13 protein-coding genes are annotated in these 19651 nt (G+C 73.1%); 5 read left to right on the forward strand and 8 right to left on the reverse strand.

Annotation, left to right across the window (positions count from 1 at the left end; all coding sequences use genetic code 11):
* Positions 1-24: 24 nt before the first annotated feature.
* Complete coding sequence (locus EMA17_RS54470) at positions 25-597, reverse strand: hypothetical protein (protein WP_307721574.1); 573 nt, start codon at positions 595-597, stop codon at positions 25-27.
* Between EMA17_RS54470 and EMA17_RS32575 the strand changes: the two genes are divergently transcribed.
* Positions 590-3694 carry a sacsin N-terminal ATP-binding-like domain-containing protein gene (locus EMA17_RS32575; protein ID WP_126640769.1) on the forward strand — a complete coding sequence of 1035 codons (3105 nt, stop codon included), beginning with the start codon at positions 590-592 and terminating at the stop codon, positions 3692-3694. The genes EMA17_RS54470 and EMA17_RS32575 overlap by 8 nt on opposite strands.
* 204 nt (positions 3695-3898) lie before the next feature.
* On the opposite strand, the gene EMA17_RS32580 is transcribed toward EMA17_RS32575, so the two are convergent.
* The gene (locus EMA17_RS32580; protein ID WP_126640770.1) at positions 3899-6742 is read right to left on the reverse strand and encodes an FAD-binding and (Fe-S)-binding domain-containing protein; all 2844 of its coding nucleotides are present in this window, start codon (positions 6740-6742) and stop codon (positions 3899-3901) included.
* A 176-nt stretch (positions 6743-6918) separates the two neighbouring features.
* Here EMA17_RS32580 and serC point away from each other — a divergent pair, with 176 nt between their 5' ends.
* A complete protein-coding gene (serC, locus tag EMA17_RS32585) occupies positions 6919-8040 on the forward strand; it encodes a phosphoserine transaminase (protein WP_126640771.1) in 1122 nt (373 codons plus the stop codon).
* 75 nt (positions 8041-8115) lie between these two features.
* Here serC and EMA17_RS32590 read toward each other — a convergent pair whose 3' ends face one another.
* Positions 8116-9162: a hypothetical protein gene (locus EMA17_RS32590; RefSeq protein ID WP_246127043.1), complete on the reverse strand. Its 1047-nt coding sequence runs from the start codon at positions 9160-9162 to the stop codon at positions 8116-8118.
* Positions 9163-9318: 156 nt separating this feature from the next.
* Here EMA17_RS32590 and EMA17_RS32595 point away from each other — a divergent pair, with 156 nt between their 5' ends.
* Positions 9319-10065: a 3-keto-5-aminohexanoate cleavage protein gene (locus tag EMA17_RS32595; protein WP_126640772.1), complete on the forward strand. Its 747-nt coding sequence runs from the start codon at positions 9319-9321 to the stop codon at positions 10063-10065.
* 254 nt (positions 10066-10319) lie between these two features.
* Here EMA17_RS32595 and EMA17_RS32600 read toward each other — a convergent pair whose 3' ends face one another.
* The 4 genes from EMA17_RS32600 to EMA17_RS32615 form a co-directional block, all read right to left on the reverse strand.
* Positions 10320-11093, reverse strand: a complete 774-nt coding sequence (locus EMA17_RS32600) for a maleylpyruvate isomerase family mycothiol-dependent enzyme (protein ID WP_126640773.1) — start codon at positions 11091-11093, stop codon at positions 10320-10322.
* Positions 11094-11201: 108 nt separating this feature from the next.
* A complete protein-coding gene (locus EMA17_RS32605) occupies positions 11202-12626 on the reverse strand; it encodes an MFS transporter (protein WP_371863073.1) in 1425 nt (474 codons plus the stop codon).
* 46 nt (positions 12627-12672) lie between these two features.
* Entirely contained in the window at positions 12673-13074 is a 402-nt protein-coding gene (locus EMA17_RS32610) for a MarR family winged helix-turn-helix transcriptional regulator (protein WP_235618661.1), read from the reverse strand.
* 175 nt (positions 13075-13249) lie between these two features.
* Positions 13250-14704, reverse strand: a complete 1455-nt coding sequence (locus EMA17_RS32615; protein ID WP_126640774.1) for an NCS2 family permease — start codon at positions 14702-14704, stop codon at positions 13250-13252.
* Between the two features lie 177 nt (positions 14705-14881).
* On the opposite strand from EMA17_RS32615, the gene EMA17_RS54475 reads away from it, so the two are divergent.
* Together EMA17_RS54475 and EMA17_RS32625 are read left to right on the forward strand one after the other, a co-directional pair.
* Entirely contained in the window at positions 14882-15706 is an 825-nt protein-coding gene (locus EMA17_RS54475; protein WP_246127044.1) for a DUF2530 domain-containing protein, read from the forward strand.
* Between the two features lie 97 nt (positions 15707-15803).
* Complete coding sequence (locus EMA17_RS32625; protein ID WP_126640775.1) at positions 15804-18143, forward strand: HAD-IC family P-type ATPase; 2340 nt, start codon at positions 15804-15806, stop codon at positions 18141-18143.
* A gap of 482 nt (positions 18144-18625) precedes the next feature.
* Here EMA17_RS32625 and EMA17_RS32630 read toward each other — a convergent pair whose 3' ends face one another.
* Positions 18626-19573, reverse strand: a complete 948-nt coding sequence (locus tag EMA17_RS32630; RefSeq protein WP_126640776.1) for a threonine/serine dehydratase — start codon at positions 19571-19573, stop codon at positions 18626-18628.
* Positions 19574-19651: the final 78 nt, after the last annotated feature.

Genomic DNA, 19651 nt, shown 5'->3' on the forward strand with positions numbered 1-19651 from the left:
CTGGAATCGACCGAATCGACCGAATCAATCGAATCGTGCGATCGGGCCCCGGGTCCTGTCCGCCGGACGGTGCCCGGCCCGATCGACCACACGACGAAGCCGCCACCGAATCGGTGGCGGCTTCGATGTGTTCGCGGGCTCGACTCGGCCTGCCGGGCCGACCCGGCTCCCGGGGTGGACTCGGCGGGCCGTGCCCCGGTAGGCGACCGGGCCCTCGCCCGGGAACCGCGCGGTGCCCTGGAAGCTCGCGCCGTCGTCGAAGAACGTGATCGACCCGTTGCCCTGCGGGCCGGACCGGGTGATCCGGGCGCCCCGTATGGGATCCGCGTGCGGTAGGTGGCCACGTCGTCCCCTTCCGTAGCCGATTGGGGTTGCCCCCACGGATGTGTCCACCGCCGGGGGACCGGGTCGACCAGAGGATTGCCGTTTGTCGGCTGTGTGGGTTTTGTGTGACTTGATCCATTGCCGGTCCGCATCGTCCCCACGCCGTTTCGCCCGGCTTCTCACGGACCGGGATCGCCGGGCGGCCGCCGCGCCGGAAACGCAATAGGGTTCCGGCCACATCCGCGATCGAGGGACGGCGCACGGCATGGGCATCGACGACCGCTTTGGCACCGCTTCGCTTCGGCGAGCCGTACTGGACGCGTGGGGCGCGTCGCCCGCGCGTTTTCGGGAGGACGCGAACGCCGAGGAGGAACTCGCCCTCGGCGGCTATCGCGATCGACTGGTGGTCGAACTCGCGCAGAACGCCGCCGACGCCGCCGCCCGGGCCGGCGTGGTGGGCCGGCTCCGGCTGACCCTGCGCGACGGGGTCCTGGTCGCGGCCAACACCGGCGACCCGCTGCACGCGCCGGGCGTCGAGGCGCTGTCCACGCTGCGCGCCTCGGCCAAGCGCGACGACGGGCCCGAGGCGGTCGGCCGGTTCGGGGTCGGCTTCGCCGCGGTGCTCGCGGTCACCGACGAGCCGTGCGTGATCTCCCGGACCGGCGGGGTGCGCTGGTCCCTCCGAGAGGCCCGCGACCTGGTCGCGGAACAGGCCCGGGACAACGCCGGACTGACCGACGAACTGGCCCGGCGCGACGGCGGCGTGCCGGTGCTGCGGCTGCCCATGCCGGCCGAGGGCACCCCGCCGGAGGACTACGACACGTGCGTGGTGCTGCCGCTGCGCGACGGCGCCGCGGTGGACCTGGCCGCCCGGCTGCTCGCCGAGGTCGACGACGCGCTGCTGCTCACCCTCCGCCGGCTCGGCGAGATCGTGATCGAGACGCCGGAAGGCGTGCGGACGCTGACCTGCCGGACCGACGGCGGCGCCCTGGTGGTGGCCGACAACGGCGAGGAGACCCGCTGGCGCGTCGCGGAGGACGGCGGCGCGCTCGAGCCCGCGCTGCTCGCCGACCGGCCCACCGAGGAGCGCCGGCGGGCCGCCTGGTCGGTGTTGTGGGCGGTGCCGCTGGACGGCGCCGATCATCCGCGCCGGCCGAGCGTACGGCCCGTCGTGCACGCGCCCACGCCCACCGACGAGCCGCTGGGGCTGCCCGCCCTGCTCGTCGCGTCCTTCCCGCTGGACCCGACCCGCCGGCACACCGCGCCCGGCCCGCTGCGCGACTTCCTGGTCGAGCGGGCCGCCGAGACCTACGCCGGGCTGCTCGGCACCTGGCCGGTGACCACCACCGCCGTGCTGAACCTGGTGCCGGGGCCGACCGGCGAGGGGGAATTGGACGGGCTGCTGCGCCGGGCGGTGCTCGATCGGCTCGCGGAGACCGCGTTCCTGCCGGCCGCCGCGCCGGGTGCCGAGGCCGGTGCCGGCGACGCGTCCGTCGTGGAGGCGGAACCCGACGACCGCGACGCGCTGTTGCTCGACCGGGGCACCGCGGCGCGCGACCGCGACCTGCTGCGCCCGCGCGACGCGGTGCTGATCGAGACGGCGGGCCCGCGTCTGGTCGAGGCGCTGGCGCCGGTGGTGGCCGGGCTGCTGCCGGCCGGGCTGGACCGCAGCGCCGCGTTGCGGGTGCTGGGGGTGCGCCGGTTGCCGCTGGCCGAGGTGGTCGACCAACTCGCGGGGATGGAGCGGGAGCCGTCCTGGTGGCGGGATCTGTACGACGCCTTCGACCCGGCGGCCCGGGACGCGCTCGGGGCGTTGCCGGTGCCGTTGGCCGACGGTCGGATCGTGCGTGGGCCGAGGGGGGTCCTGCTGCCCTGTCCGGAGAGCCCGGACCCGGCGGTGCTGGACGTGCTCCGGCTGCGGGTGGCCCACCCCGACGCGACGCATCCGCTCCTGGAGCGGCTCGGCGCGGTCCGGGCCACGCCGCGGGCGGTGTTGGCCGATCCGGCGGTGCGGGCCGCGGTCACCGAGGGCGAGGAGGGCGACGACATCGCCGACGCGGTCCTGGAGCTGGTCCGGGCCGCCCGGATCGCCGCCGGCGACGAATCGTGGCTGGCCGCGCTGCTGCTGCCGGACGTGGACGGCGACGCGGTGCCGGCGGGCGAGTTGATGCTGCCCGGCAGCCGGATCGCCGCGGTGGTCGAGCCGGACGCGCTCGGCGTCGCGCACCCGGACCTGGTCGAGCGCTGGGGCGAGGACGTGCTGGAGGCGGTCGGCGTGCTCGGCACGTTCGGCCTGGTCCGGGAGGAGGACGTGGTCCTCGACCACGACGGCTGCGACCACGACCTGGACGCCGAGGACGACTGGCTCGACGACGTGCTCGACCACCTGCCGGACCAGGGCGTGCCGCCGGTGCTGGCCGGGTTCGCCGCGGTGCGCGATCTGGACCTGGTCGCGGACGACGCGTGGGACGAGGCCCTGGAGGTGCTGGCCACCCCGCCGCTGCGCAACGCGGTGACCGATCCGGCGCACGTGCTGCTGCCGGACGGCGGCCGGGCGCGGGTGCCGTCGTACACCGCGTGGTGGCTGCGCGGGCACCCGGTGCTGGACGGCCGGCGACCGGCGGGGCTGCTCGCGCTGGACGGGGACCGGCTGCTGCACGGCCTTTACGACCGGGTCCGGGCGAGCCTGGATCCGGTGTTCCTGACCGCGTTGGGCGTGCGCACGACGCTCCCGGCGCTGCTGGCCGACCCGGACGGCCCGGACGAGCTCCTCGAGCGCCTGGCGGACCCGGACCGGGCGGTCACCCGGGACCAGTTGCGGGCGCTGTACACCGCGTTGGCCGAGGTGGCCCCGGAGCGGCTGTCCGCGCCGACCGAATTGCGCGGCGTCTCCGGCGGCCGGATGACCGTGGCCGACGTCGCGGACGCGCTGGTGGGCGACGCGCCGGACCTGGCGGCGCTGGTCGCGGACGATGCGACGCACGTGGTGCTGCCGGTGCGCCCGGACCGGGCGGAGGCGCTGGCCGACCTGCTGGACGTACCGCTGCTGTCCGAGACCATCCCCGGCAAGGTGCTCTCCGAGGGCATCGTGCACGAGGTCCCGGACGACGTGCTGGCGGCGATGCCCGACGCGCCGAAGGAGTACGTGGAACACGAGGAGCTGATCGTCTCCGGCCCGGACGGCACCGAACTGGAGGCGGACTGGCGCTACATCGACGGCAAGGTGCACGCCACCACGTTCGAGGGCGTCGCCCGCGGCCTGGCCTGGGCCGCCGGCGAATGGCACCGCCGCTTCGAGGTCGAACAACTCCTCACCCACCCGGAGAACGCCGCCCACTTCGCCACGGAACGCGACTTCGACGGCGTCTGATCCCGACCCGCCCCACCACCCGCCGCGCCCCGCCCCGGGCGCGGCGGGCGGGGCACGCCCGCGCCGGTCGGGTCGAGCTCCCGGGAGGGCTCCCCGGCGAACTCGACCCGACGCCGACCCACGACGCGCCCCGACCGCAACGCCGAGGCTCGCCCTCGTGCGCTCCGCCCCCGCCCCGGCCTGCCCCGCGCCGCCCTGCTTGCCTCAAGTCCCCCGCGACCCGTTGCCCGTGTGCAGGGCTTCCGCCAGGAGTTCGGCCAGGTGTTGTGGGTGGCGGGTGGTCATGTGGGTGATCTGGGTGTGGCAGCTGAAGCCGTCGGCCAGGGTGACGGCGTCGGGGGCGGCCTTCGACAGCGCCGGGAGGAGGCGGTCGGCCGCCACCGCCCTCGACAGGTCGCCGTGCGCCGCCTCGTAGCCGAAGTTGCCGGCCAGGCCGCAGCAGCCGCCCGCCAGGTCGCCGGTCAGGCCGGCCCGGGCGCGTAGGCGGCGGTCGGCGGCGTCGCCGAGTACCGCGTGCTGGTGGCAGTGGAGTTGGCCCGTCACCTCGCGGTTCACGGCCGGGGGCGACCAGTTCGGGGCGTACTCCTCCAGCGCCTGGGCGAAGGTCCGCACCGATTCCGCCAACCCCGCCGCCGCCGCGCCGAGCAGTTCCGGTACATCCGTCCGCAACGCCGCCGCGCAGGACGGTTCCAGGCCGACGATCGGCAGCCCGGCGTCCAGAGCCGGCCGCAGCGTGCGCACCGTGCGGGCCATCACCCGCCTCGCCACGCCCAGTTGCCCGGTCGACACCCACGTCAGCCCGCAGCACACCGGCCCCGGCGGCACCACCACCTCCAGCCCGGCGGCCTCCAGCACCTCGACCGCCGCGCGCCCCACCGAAGGCCGGAAGCGGTTGGTGAACGTGTCCGGCCACAACACCACCCGAGGTCGCGAACTCCGCGCGGTCCGAGGCCGATCGCGCCACCACCGGGTGAACGGCACGGCGGCGAACGGCGGAATCTCCCGGCTCCGATCCAGCCCGGCCGCCGCCAACGCCGCCCGCCGCACCGCCGGTACCCCCGTCACCGCGTTCACCGCGCCCGCGAGCCCCGGCACCGCCCCCACCGCCCGCGCCCACAGCGGCAGGTTGCCCAGCGCGTAGTGTGCCGCCGGCCGCACCCGGCCCCGGTAGTGGTGGTGCAGGAACTCGGCCTTGTACGTGGCCATGTCCACATCCACCGGACAGTCGCCGCGGCAGCCCTTGCAGGACAGGCACAGGTCGAGCGCGTCGCGCACCTCGGTGGACCGCCAGCCGTCGGTGATCACCTCGCCGATCAACATCTCGTGCAACAACCGGGCCCGGCCGCGCGTCGAATGCGCCTCCTCGCCGGTGACCCGGAACGACGGGCACATCACCCCGCCCGACGTGTTCCCCGCCGACTCGCGGCACTTGCCCACGCCCACGCAGCGCCGCACCGCCGCCGCGAAGTCGCCGCCGTCGGCCGGGTAGCCGAACTCCACCGCCACCGGAGTACGCATCCCGGTGAACCGCAGATCGCCGTCCACAGGGTGTGGACGAACCAGGACGCCCGGATTCAACAGCCCGGCCGGATCCCAGATCGCCTTGAACCGGCCGAACAGTTCGACGATCTCCGGCCCGTACATCCGGGGCAGGAACTCGGCCCGGGCCTGCCCGTCCCCGTGCTCCCCGGACAACGAGCCGCCGTGCGCGACCACCAGATCGGCCAGTTCGCCGGCGAAGACCCGATACGCCGCGACCCCGCGCGCGGTGAGCAGGTCGAAGTCGATCCGGATGTGTACACACCCCTCGCCGAAGTGCCCGTACGGCAACCCGCGCAGCCCGTGCCGCCGCATCAACTCGGCCAACTCCCGCAGATACGCGCCCAGTCGCTCCGGCGGCACCGCGGTGTCCTCCCAACCCGGCCACGCCTCGGAGCCGTCCGCCATCCGGGTCGCGGTGCCCGACGCCTCCTCCCGGATCCGCCACAGCGCCCGCTGCCCGGCCGGATCGGTGACCACGAGGGACGGCCCGCCGCCGGACAACTCGCGTGCCTTTTCGGCCGCCTCGGCGACCGTGTCCCCGCCCACCTCGACGAACAACCAGGCCGCGCCCGGCGGCAGTTCCACCCCGTGCGCGGAGGACGCCAACGCGACCAGACCCGCGCTCAGGCTCTCCACGGTCAGCGGCCCGTACCGCAGCAGCGTCGGCGCCGCGTCGGCCGCCGCGAAGTCGTCGGCATAGCCGAGCACGGCCAGCACGCGCGCCTTCGGCGCCTCGACCAGGCGCACCCCCGCCCCGAGCACGACCGCGCAGGTCCCCTCCGTACCGACCAGCGCCCGGGCCAGGTCGCGCCCGTGCTCCGGCAGCAGCCGATCCAGCGGGTAGCCGGAGACCCGGCGCGGCAGCGCCGAGAAGCCCCGCCGAATCAGCGCCAGGTTGGCGTCGGCCAGCGCCCCGAGCGCGGCGTGGATCTCGCCCGCCCGCCCCGTCGCGGGCACCGGCTCGCCCCGCCCGACCCGCATCCGGGTGCCGTCCACCGTCGCGATGTCCAGCCATTCGACGTTGGCGCTCGTCCGGCCCCACGCGACCGAGTGCGACCCGCACGCGTCGTTGCCGATCATGCCGCCGAGGGTGCAGCGGCTGTGCGTGGAGGGGTCCGGGCCGAAGGTCAGCCCGTGTCGGCCCGCCGCCCGGCGCAGGTCGTCCAGCACCACGCCGGGCTCGACGTGCGCGATCCGCGTCGCCGGGTCGATCGTGTGGATCCGGTTCAGGTGCCGCGCGAGGTCGAGCACCACGCCGTTGCCCGTGGCCTGGCCGGCGATGCTGGTGCCGCCGCCGCGTACCGTCACCGGCGCACCGAGTTCGTGGCACACCGCCAGCGCGGCGACCACGTCGTCCGCGTCCAGCGGGAAGACCACCCCCGGCGGCACGTGGCGGTGGTTGGAGGCGTCCATCGAGTACAGCGCCCGGGCCTGCGGATCGAACCGGACCTCCCCGCGCACCCGCGCCCGCAACGCCTCTTCCGGATCCCCGAGCTGTGTCGTCACCCCGCCATCCTCGCCCGAACCGGCCTCGGCCCGGGCGTGCGACCCCCGCCGAAAAGGTGGGCCACGCGTTCGCACCGTCCACCCGTCGAGACCCCCGCCGGCCGAATGTCGGCCACATTCGTCTCATTGTGCGGAATACAGATCACCCACGAAACGGACACGACTACGCTCTTGGCGTGGCCGAGATCCAGATTCCCGCAGCGCTCATGCCCGCCGACGGCCGGTTCGGTTCGGGCCCGTCCAAGGTACGTCCGGAGGCGCTCGCCGCCCTCGCGGCGACCGGTACCTCCCTCCTCCTGGGCACCTCCCATCGGCAGGCGCCGGTGAAGAACCTGGTCCGCCGGGTCCGCGAAGGTGTCGGCAGCCTGTTCTCCCTCCCCGAGGGCTACGAGGTGATCCTGGGCAACGGCGGTGCCACCGCCTTCTGGGACATCGCCGCGTTCGGCCTCGTCGACCGCAAGTCGCAGCACCTGTCGTTCGGCGAGTTCTCCTCGAAGTTCGCCGGGTCGGTCAAGGCCGCGCCGTGGCTGGACGAGCCCACCGTGATCAAGTCCGAGCCGGGCACCCACCCGCTGCCGCAGGCCGAGGCGGGCGTCGACGTATACGCCCTGACCCACAACGAGACCTCGACCGGTGTCGCCATGCCGATCGCCCGGCCGGCGGGCGCCGACGCGGGTTCGCTGGTCCTGGTCGACGCGACCTCGGCCGCGGGCGGGCTGCCGGTGGACGCGGCCGAGACCGACGTGTACTACTTCGCGCCGCAGAAGAACTTCGCCGCCGACGGCGGTCTGTGGCTGGCCGCGTTCTCGCCGGCCGCGCTGGAGCGGGCCGGCCGGATCGCCGCGTCCGACCGCTATATCCCGCCGTTCTTCGACCTGGCCACCGCGATCGACAACTCGGTCAAGGACCAGACCTACAACACGCCGGCGCTGAGCACCCTGTTCCTGCTCGCCGACCAGCTCGACTGGATCAACGGGCAGGGCGGGCTGGACTGGGCCGTCGCGCGCACCGCCGACTCGTCGGGCCGGCTGTACGCGTGGGCCGAGAAGTCCGCGTACGCGAGCCCGTTCGTGGCCGACCCCGCGGCCCGCTCGCAGGTCGTCGGCACGATCGACTTCGCCGACTCGGTCGACGCCGCCGCGGTGGCCAAGGTGCTGCGCGCCAACGGCATCGTGGACACCGAGCCCTACCGCAAGCTGGGCCGCAACCAGCTGCGCGTGGCGATGTTCCCGGCGGTCGAGCCGGCCGACGTCGAGGCGCTGACCGCCTGCGTCGACTTCGTGATCGAGCAGCTCTGATCCACGCCGACCGCGCGTGAACGGCCGCCGCCCCGGACCCCCGTCGGGAGGTCCGGGGCGGCGGCCGTTCGGCGCTCAGTCCCGGTTCCCGCGCCGCCCCAGTCGGCGATACGCGAAGAACAGCAGCACCAGACCCGCCACCGCCAGGAGTCCCGGCCCGTACGTCTTGGTCTTGTCGGCGGCGGAGTCGCCGTCGCTCTTGTCGCCGGCCGTACTGCCCGCCTCGTCCGACTTCGCGTCCGACTTCGCCCCGCCGCCCGGCGCGTTGCGTACCGAGTCCGGGCGGTTGTCGCCCTTCAGCTCGACCCGGCGCACCTGGCTGCCCTTGCCCTCGCTGCCGAACAGCAGCGACCGGCCGTCCGCGCTCCACGCCACCGACTCGCCCTGGCGCTGGAGCGGCACGCTGACCGGTCCCACCTGCTTGCCCGGCGCGGAGAACACGGTGGCGGAGAAGTAGCCGCGCAGCACGAACCGCGAGCCGTCGGGCGCGAACGCGCCGTCGGTCACCGTCGAGTCGCCGGCGGCGATCCGCCGGAACGTGTTGATCCCGGTGGTGGACAACTGCTCCGGCTGCTCGTAGAGTCCGCCGTCGGACTCCTTGCTGGCTATGTAGAGCTTGTTCGTCCTCGGGTCCATCAGCATCGCCTCGGCGTCGCGCGGCCCGTTGTCGTACTTCACCCGGAACCTGGTCGGCTTGACCGTCGCGTCGGCCAGCGTCGCGGGTTCGGCGAAGCGGTAGATCCACACCTCGGGCCACTTGCCGTGGAAGTTGTCGCCGATGTCGCCGACGAACACGGCCGGCTTGCCCGTGTCGTCCTTGCCGACGGTGATCGCTTCCCAGTCCCGCGCGTCCACGCCCGACAGCGTGATGGTCGCCTTGGTGGCGCCGTCCTTGCCGATCGCGTAGATCCTGGGCGAGTCCCCGCTGTCGTTGTGCGTCCAGTAGACGTCGGGATGTTGCGCGCTCGCCACCAGGCCGCTGGATTCGCCGATGCGCTCGTCCTTGATGGTGAACACCACGTCGGAGTCGGCCGTCGCCGCCGCGGGCAGCGCCACCACCAGGGCCAGGGCCGCCGGGAGCGCGCCCAGGACGCGCAGCCGGCCTCGTATCACGCGCTTCACGCGTACCGCCGTGTCATGGGTCCAGCCTGCCGGCCCCGTCCGGGCTCCCGTTCGACTCCTCCGGTCATTTTGCGACAGGTCGGCCGAATCCATTGCGGTTTGCCGTGGATCGGGGATGGGATGGGGGCTCGTGGGCGTCGGCATCGGGAGTCTTCCATGACACTGATCAAGGCCTGTCTGAACGGAACGCGGCGCCCCGAGGAGCACCCGGCGCTACCGCTGACCCCGGCACAGATCGCCGCGGACAGTCGGGCCGCGGTGGCCGCGGGGGCGTCCATCGTGCATGTGCATCCGCGGGATCGCCGGGGCCGCGAGAGTCTGGCGCCGGACGTGCTGACCTCGGTGGTCCGGGCGATCCGGGGCGCGGCGCCCGGTGTGCCGATCGGGGTGAGCACCGGGGCCTGGATCGAGTCGGACGCGGCCTCCCGGCTGGCCTCGGTGCGTTCCTGGACGGTCCTGCCCGACCTGGCCTCGGTCAATCTGGCCGAGGAGGGCTCGGTCGAACTCGCGTACACGCTGGCGCACCTGGGGGTCGGGGTCGAGGCGGGGGTGTGGACCGAGGCCGACGCGGAGTTGCTGGTCGAGCGGGAGTTGGCCGCGGTGTGCACGCGGATCCTGGTCGAGGTCGAGGGCGGCGAACCGGGGGACGCGCTGGACGAGGCGGGTCGGATCCTGGCGGTCCTGGATCGGCACGAGGTCGCCGTGCCGCGTCTGCTGCACGGCGCCGACACGTCCGCGTGGCCGGTCCTGGACGCGGCGATCGCGGCCGGCCTGGACACCCGGATCGGGCTGGAGGACACCCTGCTCGACCCGGACGGCCGCCGGGTCCCGGGCAACGCGGCGCTGGTACGGATCGCCGCCGACCGGGCACACGCGGCCCGCCCGACGGGGAACCCGCACTGACCGAAGCCGTCCGCACCTTCGCACCGCCCCGACCCGGCGACGCCGGGTCGGGGCACGCGAGCACTCGACGCCCCGCCCTACCGCATCAACGCGCCGATGATCACGGCGATGAGCAGGAGGGCCAGGGTGGCCGTGACGACGCGGGTTCGGGTACGGGGATTCACGCCCCAGAGCCTACGCGGCGCGAACGCCCGGTCGAATTCCGGTCGGGCGCTCGCGCCGCGGGTTCCGTGGACCCGCCCCGAGCCGTCGGGTCAGACCATGGAGGCGGCCAGGCGGCGGCGGAAGGCCGCGAGCACGGTGCGGTCGCCGGTCCGCGAGACGACCGTGCCGGGCCGCCGGCCCCACAGGTAGAGCAGCAGTTCGGCGGGCTCGCCCGTCACCGCCGCGTCGGCGAAGCCCGGCTCGCGGGACATGGTGACGCCACCGCGCCGCATGGTCAGCCGCCAGTGGTGCCGATTGCTGTGCACGCCGATGGTGCGCCCGCTCGCGCCGTCGCGCGCGCCCCCGTCGTAGTGCGCCGGGAGCAGTACGCCCAGCACCTCGTCGATGCCGTCCAGGGCCTGCTGGGCGTCCAGCGGCCCCGGAGTGCCGACCGCCATCTCGATGTCGGCCCGGTGTACCGCCGCCTCGCGCGCCATCCGGCGGGCCAGGAAGCCGGCCGTGCCCGGGTCGGGCCCGTCGCTCTCCAGGACCTCCGGGACGGCGGCCTCGGGCAGGTCCGCCTCGACCGGATCGAGCGGGTCCCGCCTGGCCATTTCCGCCACGAGCGCGGCGTGCGCCCGGGTGTAGGTGTCGAGCAGATCCCCCCTGCCGTTCGGGCCGGCCGGTTGTGGCCGGCCCTCCGGACGACCGTCCGAGCGCAGTTGCCCGGTGGCGTCGGTGTACATGAGCACGGAATGTCGTACGACGTCGGCGACCGTCCAACCGGGACAGGACGGTACCGGCGCGTCCATGTCCGTGACGGCCGCCTGGCCCAGGCGGAGGCCCTCCGCCTGGAACAGGTGCTGGAACCGCACGTAGTCCATTCGTCAAGGATTCCAGCGGTTCGGGTGACGTGTCGATGGCCTGCGTCACCCCAGAGCGTGAATCCCACGTCAAGAAAAGGTGTGTCGCACAGATGTGCTGACGCTGTGTCAGATCTTGACCGCGGGATTACCGAACCCCGACCGTGTCGCCGTGACGCCGGCGCCGGCGGGAGTCGCCGGAACGGTTGGAGAGGCGGTTCCCGCGACGTTTGCCGCAGCGGCGGCCGGCGCGGTCGTGGCGGCCGGACGCATCGCGCGCACCATCGCCCGCGGCCGCAGCCGGATCCCGCTGTGCCGGGCCAGCAGCGCACCGACCGCGAGCGCGGCGATCAGCGAGATCAGGCCGCCCACGAACAACCCGACGCGCGGACCGAAGCTCTCCGCGAGCCAGCCGATCAGCGGGCCGCCCAGCGGGGTGCCGCCCATGAAGACGAGCATGTAGATGCCCATCACCCGACCACGCATCGCCGGATCGCTGCCCAGCTGCACGGTCGAGTTCGCCGCCGTGTTGAAGGTCAGGCCGGCGATCCCGATCGGTACGAGCAGCAGCGCGAAGCTCCAGTAGCCCGGCATGAACGCGGCGACCGTCTCCAAGAGGCCGAACACGATGGCCGCGCCGACCAGTACCCGCAGCCGGGTGCGCCCGCGCTTGGCCGCGAACAGCGCGCCCGCCAGCGAGCCGACCGCGAACACCGTGTTGAGCAGCCCGAACGAACCGGGTCCGGCGTGGAAGACGTTGTTGGAGAACCCCGCGAGGGTGACCGCGAAGTTGTAGCCGAAGGTGCCGATGAACCCGACCAGGGCGATCGCCACCAGCAGATCGGGCCGGCCGCGCACATAGCGCAGCCCCTCCCGCAACTGGCCCTTCTCGCGCGGCACCACGGGCATCGTGCGCAGCTCCGCCTCGCGCATGGCCACCAGGCCGAGCAGGACCGCGATGTAGGACACCGCGTTGAGCGCGAAGACCCAGCCGGTGCCGATCGCGGTGATCAGCAGACCGCCGACGGCGGGGCCGACGATCCGGGCGAGCTGGAAGTTGGCCGAGTTCAGGCTGACCGCGTTGGCCAGGTCCTTGCGCCCGACCATCTCGATCACGAAGGACTGCCGGGCCGGGTTGTCCACGGCGGTGGCCAGGCCCAGGCCGAAGGCGAGCAGCCATACGTGCCAGACCTCGACCGCGCCGCTCAGCACCAGGACCGCCATCACGGCGGCGAGCAGACCCATCACGGTCTGCGTACCGATCAGCAACACACGCTTGCGGTAGCGGTCGGCGATCACCCCGCCCCACAGGCCGAACAGCAGCATGGGCAGGAATTGCAGGCCCGTGGTCACGCCCAGCGCGGTGGTACTGCCGGTGAGCTGCAACACCAGCCAGTCCTGCGCGATGCGCTGCATCCACGTGCCGGTGTTCGACACGGTCTGGCCGGCGGCGAACAATCTGAAGTTGCGGTTTCGTAGTGATGAGAAAGTGCCGGCTGTCGCCGCCACGGGCTCCCCCTTCGTCGTACGGATCGGCCGAGGCCGGATGTGCATCCGTCCCTGAACCGAACCGACCGCGACGCGGAGGGCGCCGAGCCCGCTACGCCTGCGCCAGTTTCTCCAGCACCGGCAGGGCCGCGCGCAACGCCTCGTTCTCCTCCGGCGTGAGCCGCGCCAGGTGTTCCGCCAGCCAGGCGTTGCCCAGTCGGCGGTTCTCCTCCACCACGGCGGCGGCGGGCTCGGTCGCGGAGACCACGACCTGCCTGCGGTCGTCGGGGTGCGGCTCGCGCCGGACCAGGCCGCGCTCCTCCAGGCCGGCGATCACCCGGGTCATCGACGGCGGCTGCACCTTCTCCTGCCGGGCGAGTTCGCCCGGAGTCATGGCGCCGCGCACGACGAGCACGGTCAACACCGAGAGCTGTGTGGGGCTCAGCGTCTCGTCGGCCCGCTGGTTGCGCAGGCGACGAGAGAGTTTCAGCACGGAGGCACGGAGGGCTGCCACCGTGGCACGGTCGGGTTCGGACGGGGACACGTTTTTTAGCTTAACTCTTTACTCTCGCTAACTTCCAATGCTTTCGCCGCCGGGGATATTCCGGGACGCGGAACGGCCGCCGTCCGGGCGGGGCGAACCCGCCCGGACGGGGTGAACTCGCCCGAACGCGGCGAGCCCGAGACGGTTACTTGACGCCGAGGACCTGTTCGATCGGGTCGATGGCGAAGTGCACCACGAACAGGGCCGAGACGATCCACAGCAGCAGCGGGATCTCCCGGGCCTTGCCGACCGCCGTGCGCAGCACCACGTACAGGATGAAGCCGGCGCCGATCCCGGTGGTGATGCTGTACGTGAACGGCATCAGCGCGATCGTCACGAACGCCGGGGCGGCGACCGTCAGGTCGTCCCAGTCGATGTGCTTGATCTGGGTCATCATCAGCGCGCCGACCACCACCAGCGCCGGCGTCGCGGCCTGTGCGGGCACCAGCTTGGCCAGCGGGGTGAACAGCAGCGCGAGCGCGAACAGGCCGCCGGTGACCAGGTTGGCGAGTCCGGTCCGGGCGCCCTCGCCGACCCCGGCGGTGGATTCCACGAAGACCGTGTTGGACGACGCCGAGGCGCCGCCGCCGGCGATCGCGCCGACCGACTCGACGGTCAGGATCCGGCCCAGGCCCGGCACCTTGCCCCGCTCGTCGAGCAGTCCGGCCTCGCGGCTGACCCCGATGATCGTGCCCATGCCGTCGAAGAAGTTGGACAGCAGCAGGGTGAAGATCAGCAACGACGCGGTGATGAAGCCGACCCGGCCGAAGGCGCCGAACAGGTCGACGTCGCCGATCAGCCCGAAGTCCGGCGTGTCCACCACGCCGTTCGCCTCGGGCGCGGTCAGCCCCCACGCCGCCTTGTCCAGGCCGGCGGCGTTGTGCACGATCACCGCGAGCACCGTGGAGGCGACCATGCCGATCAGGATCGCGCCGGGCACCTTCCGTACCACCAGCACGAACGTCAGCAGCAGCCCGAAGCAGAAGATCACCGCCGGCCAGCCCTTGAGCGTGCCGCCCGCACCGAGCGCGACCGGGACGGTGGAGTTCACCTTGTCCGGCACGCGCGTCACGATGCCCGCGCTGACCAGGCCGACCAGGGTGACGAACAGGCCGATGCCGACCCCGATCGCCTGCTTGAGCACCAGCGGGATGGCGTTCATGATCGCCTCGCGCAACCCGGTGGCGGCCAGGATCAGCAGGCCGACGCCCTCCAGGACGACCAGGCCCATCGCCTCGTCCCAGGTCGTCTGCGGCGCGATCTGGAACGCGACCATCGCGTTGATCCCGAGCCCGGCGGCCAGCGCGAGCGGCATGTTGCCGATCAGGCCCATCAGGACGGTCATCACGGCGGCGACCAGCACCGTCGCGGTGACCAGCTGCGGCTGGGACAGATGGTTGCCGAACTTGTCGGTCGCACTGCCGAGGATGATCGGATTCAGCACGATGATGTAGGCCATCGCGAAGAACGTGGCGAGCCCGCCGCGTATCTCGCGCACCGGCGACGAGCCGCGCTCGGAGATCTTGAAGAAGCGGTCGAGGCCGCTCCTCGGCGTGGCGGGGACCTCGGGGACGGTCACGGCGGGGGCCTGGCGGGGCATGCGGATCCTCGGAGCGTGGGAACGGGTAGTCAAGACACGCACACGGCACGAGGGGGACGCGTGCCGGGAGACCCCAAAAGGGTGCCAGAGACCACAGCCGAAACGGGAACCGGTCCCTCCGCCTGTGCGTCGGGGCACGCGCGGGCCCGGTGCGGGCCGCCAAGTAGCCTTGTTTTCGTGAGCAGGCACGGGAGCGGGAAACGACGGCGCACCTCGCCGGATCCGGACGACACGGGCGTGGCGCGGACGGATTCGGCCGCGACGCCGGATCCGGTCGACGACACGTTCGACGCGGGCGCCCCCGGCAGCGGCGAATACGCGGCGCACGGGAGCGAGTCCTACCCGGCGACGGATTACGGCACCGGGGAGCATGGCGCCGCGGATTACGGCTCGGCGGATTACGGTTCCGGGGAGTACGCCTCCACCTCAGGGGAGTACGCCGCGACCTCCGGGGAGTACACCGCGACCGAGCACTCCTCCGGCGAGTACACCGCCGCGAACTACGCCGACTACTCGCGGACCGACTACGCGGCGCCCGAGGCGGCCTACGGCTCCGGCGGCTACCAGGTCGCCGCGTCGTCGGCCTTCGAGCCCGACGCGTACGACTCCGGGAGCCACACGACGCCCGAGTACGGCGCGAGCGCCTACGACCCGGCGACCGACCCGGCCCTGGGCGGCGGTACCGCCGAGTTCGCCGCCGTCACCGATGCCGCGGACGCCGCCGATGTCGCCGACGGGCCCGCCCCGCCCGCCGACCGGGAGCCGCCCGCCGCGGACACCGGCATGCGGCCCGCCCCGCCCCCGCTCGAAGGCGACATCATCAAGCTCGTCGCCGTGGGCAGCGTGATCTGGTTCGCGCTCTTCGTGGTCGCCTGGTTCATGCGCGACTCGCTCACCGACGACGGTCGCGACTGGTGGCCGTGGTGCGCGCTGGCCGGCTCGGGCCTGGGCCTGTTCGGCCTCTGGTACTGCCGCCGCCTGCAGAGCGCGCACGACGACTAGGCCGGCCGCCGTCCCGTTCCGGGTGTGTGGTGAATGTGCTCGGCGACCCGCCCCGAATAGCCACAAAATCCGACATTCGCTGACGTAACGTCAGGGCATGATCGATGCCCCCGCCACCATCACCGGGCTGACCGACGCCGAGGTCGCCGAACGTGTCGCGGCCGGCCGGGTCAACGACGTGCCGGGCCGTTCGAGCCGCAGTGCCTCGGCGATCGTCCGGGGCAACGTCTTCACCCGGTTCAACGCGATCATCGGCACCCTGTTCGTGGTGATCCTGATCGTCGGCCCGATCCAGGACGGCCTGTTCGGCCTGGTCATCGTCGCCAACACGGCGATCGGCGTCATCCAGGAACTGCGCGCCAAGCGCACCCTGGACACCCTGGCCGTGATCGGCGAGGCCAAACCGCGGGTGCGCCGGGGCGGGCACACGGTCGAGGTGTCCGCGCGCGAACTGGTCCTGGACGACGTCTGCGCGCTCGGCGCGGGCGAACAGGTCCTGGTGGACGGCGTGGTGGTCGAGGCCGACGCGCTCGAACTGGACGAGTCGCTGCTGACCGGCGAGACCGATCCGGTCCACAAGAGGATCGGCGACCCGGTGATGTCCGGCAGCTTCGTGGCCGCCGGCAACGGCGCGTATCGGGCGACCGAGGTCGGCGGCGACGCGTACGCCGCCCGACTCGCCGAGGAGGCGGGCCGGTTCACCCTGGTCGACTCGGAACTGCGCCAGGGGTTGAACCGGATCCTCACCTACGTCACTTGGCTGATGGTCCCGGTCGGGATCCTGCTGATCATCAGCCAACTGCGCACCGACGACGGCCTGCCCAACGCGCTGCGCGGCATGGTGGCCGGGCTGGTCACCATGGTCCCCGAGGGGCTGATGCTGCTCACCTCGGTCGCGTTCGCGGTCGGCGTGGTGCGGCTGGGCCGGAAGCAGTGCCTGGTCCAGGAGTTGCCCGCGATCGAGGGCCTGGCCCGGGTGGACGTGGTGTGCCTGGACAAGACCGGCACGCTCACCGAGGGCGGCATGGACGTGGCCGAGGTCCGCACGCTCGACGACACGCTGCCGATCGGCCAGGCGCTCGGCGCCCTCGGCACCTCCGACCCGCGCCCGAACGCGAGCCTCCAGGCGATCGTGGACGCCTACCCGGCACCGCGGGGGTGGTCGATCACCGACGTCGCCGCGTTCTCCTCGGCCCGCAAGTGGAGCGGGGCGAGCTTCGCCGAGCGCGGGACCTGGCTGCTGGGCGCGCCCGACGTACTGCTGCCGGAGGGACACCCGGTGCTGGCCGAGGTGGACGAACTGGGCGCGAAGGGGTTGCGGGTGCTGCTGCTCGCGACCGCCGACGGGCTGAGCGACGAGGCCGGTGCGCGGGCCCACCTGGCCGCGCTCGTGGTGCTCCAGCAGCGGCTGCGCCCGGACGCCGCCGAGACGCTGCGCTACTTCGCGGACCAGGGCGTGGCGACCAAGGTGATCTCCGGGGACAACGCGCTCGCGGTCGGCGCGGTGGCCGCCAAACTCGACCTGGCGGGCGCGGACCACGCCGTGGACGCCCGCCGACTGCCGGAGGACCGCACCGGACTCGGCCGAGCCCTGGAGGAGAACACGGTCTTCGGCCGGGTCACCCCGCAGCAGAAGCGGGCGATGGTCGCGGCCCTGCAGGCCCGCGAGCATACGGTGGCGATGACCGGCGACGGCGTGAACGACGTGCTCGCGCTCAAGGACGCCGACATCGGGGTCGCGATGGGCTCGGGCAGCGGGGCGAGCCGCGCCGTCGCCCAGATCGTGCTCCTGGACAACCGCTTCGCCACGCTGCCCTCGGTGGTGGCCGAGGGGCGACGGGTGATCGGCAACATCGAGCGGGTCGCGAACCTGTTCCTGGTCAAGACCGTGTACGCGCTGCTCCTGTCGCTGCTCACCGGCGTCGCGGGCGTGGTCTTCCCGTTCCTGCCCCGCCACCTCACCCTGATCGGCTCGCTCACCATCGGCGTGCCGGCCTTCTTCCTGGCCCTGGCCCCCAACGCCGAACGCGCGCGCCGGGGCTTCGTCCCGCGCGTCCTGCGCTTCGCGATCCCCGGCGGCGTGGTGGCCGCGGCGGCCACGTTCCTGTCCTACTGGCTGGCCCACCTGAACAGCGGCACCGACCTGAAGGAGGACCGCACCACCGCGGTGATCACCCTGTTCCTGGTCGCGATGTGGATCCTGGCCATCGTCGCCCGCCCCTACGCGTGGTGGAAGATCGCCCTGATCGCGGCGATGGGCGCGGCCTTCCTGTTCGCCCTGTACGTCCCCTTCGCCGCCGACTTCTTCGCCCTCTACCCCCAGGACCAGGGCAACAACGGCACCGCGATCGGCATCGCGATCGCCGCCGCGGCCCTCCTGGAGGCGGGCTGGCACGTATCGGGCTGGATCCACCGCCGCGCGGGCGACGACGGATAGGACCCGGGCGGGCCCGGCAAGCGGCCGAGCCCGAGCGGCCGTCGGCGACGCGTCGATGGCCGAGGCGGCACGGGAGTCGGGTCTCGACTGCGCATGCAACTGGCGCTATGTGGCCCATCTTGAAGACGGCACCATTCGCATGCCGGGACCGGCGTACCGCCGAGTCCTGGAACGCACAACCGGGCAGATCTTCTCGTCTCTCGGCTGGAACCTCGATGACGAGTCCGGTCGTTCCGCGCGTGTTCCCGGCCCTACGGTCAAGGTGACGTCACCGGTACAAGTGAACGGCCCCTGGGGCCAGGCCGAGCGAGCCAGTCGCATCGCCGCTTCGTGCGATTCCGCCGCCGTCGACACGACCAGGTAGTCAACCATGTGCAGATGCTACTGAGGGGGAATCCGAATGCGGGCGGAACATTCCCTCTGAGCGGCTGCTCGTCGCCTCCGGCGGTGAGTGACCCGGCCCGCTCCGCCCGGCAGGTCGCTCAGACCAGATCGCCCGGGTCGGTGTTGGCGCCGCACAGTATTACCGCGACCTTTTCGTCCTGGGCCGGGGTGTACGCGCCTGTGGACAGGGCTGCCAGGGCCGTTGCGGCGGCGTGTTCGACGACGATGCGGAAGTTGTCCCACAGGGCCTGGCGGGATTCGATGATGGCCTTGTCGGAGACCAGGACCGAGAAGGCGCCGGTGCGCCGGGCGGTGGCCAGGGCGGTGGCGGAGACGCGGCGCGCGCCCAGGGAGTCGGCGGCCACCGAGTCGACCGGGACGTCGACCACCTCGCCCGCCTCCAGGGCCGCGTTCAGGGCGCGGCAGTTCTCCGGCTCGACCGCCACGGTGCGGATCCCGTGTTCCTCGGCGGCGGTGGCCACGCCCGCGAACAGGCCGCCGCCGCCCACCGCGACGATGATCGTGTCCAGCTTGCCCGGCACCCCCGCGACCAGCTCCGGGACCAGCGTGCCGGCGCCCGCCGCGATCAGCGGATTGTCGTACGCGTGCGACAACAGCGCGCCCGTCTCCTCGGCGAACCGCGCCGACGCCTCCAGGGCATCCGCGTACTCCCGCCCCACGAGCAGCACGTCCGCCCCGTACGAGCGCAGCCGCTCCACCTTGATCCGGGGCGCCGTCTCCGGCAGGAACACCGTCGCGCGCACCCCCGCGCTCCGCGCCGCCCACGCGCAGGCCAGCCCCGCGTTGCCGCCGGAGGCGATCACCACGCCGGCCTCGGGCATGGTGCCCGCCTCGATGTGCGCGGTGGTGAAGTTCGCCGCGCCGCGCGCCTTGAACGACCCGGTGTGCTGGATGTACTCCAGGGCCAGCCACACGTGCGGCGAGGGGTGGATGGGCATCAGGGTGACCGGCTGGGTCAGCCCCACGATGCGCTCGGCGGCGTTCCTGATGTCGCCATAGGTCAGTTCCGGCGTGGCGGTTTCCATGACGACCGACCCTATGGCTTGCCGGCGCGCCCGGTCCCGGCACCGGGCGGGTCGGTCCGGTGGCAATGCGGGAAGGCT

The sequence above is a fragment of the Embleya hyalina genome, assembly GCF_003967355.1.
Classification (GTDB): domain Bacteria; phylum Actinomycetota; class Actinomycetes; order Streptomycetales; family Streptomycetaceae; genus Embleya; species Embleya hyalina.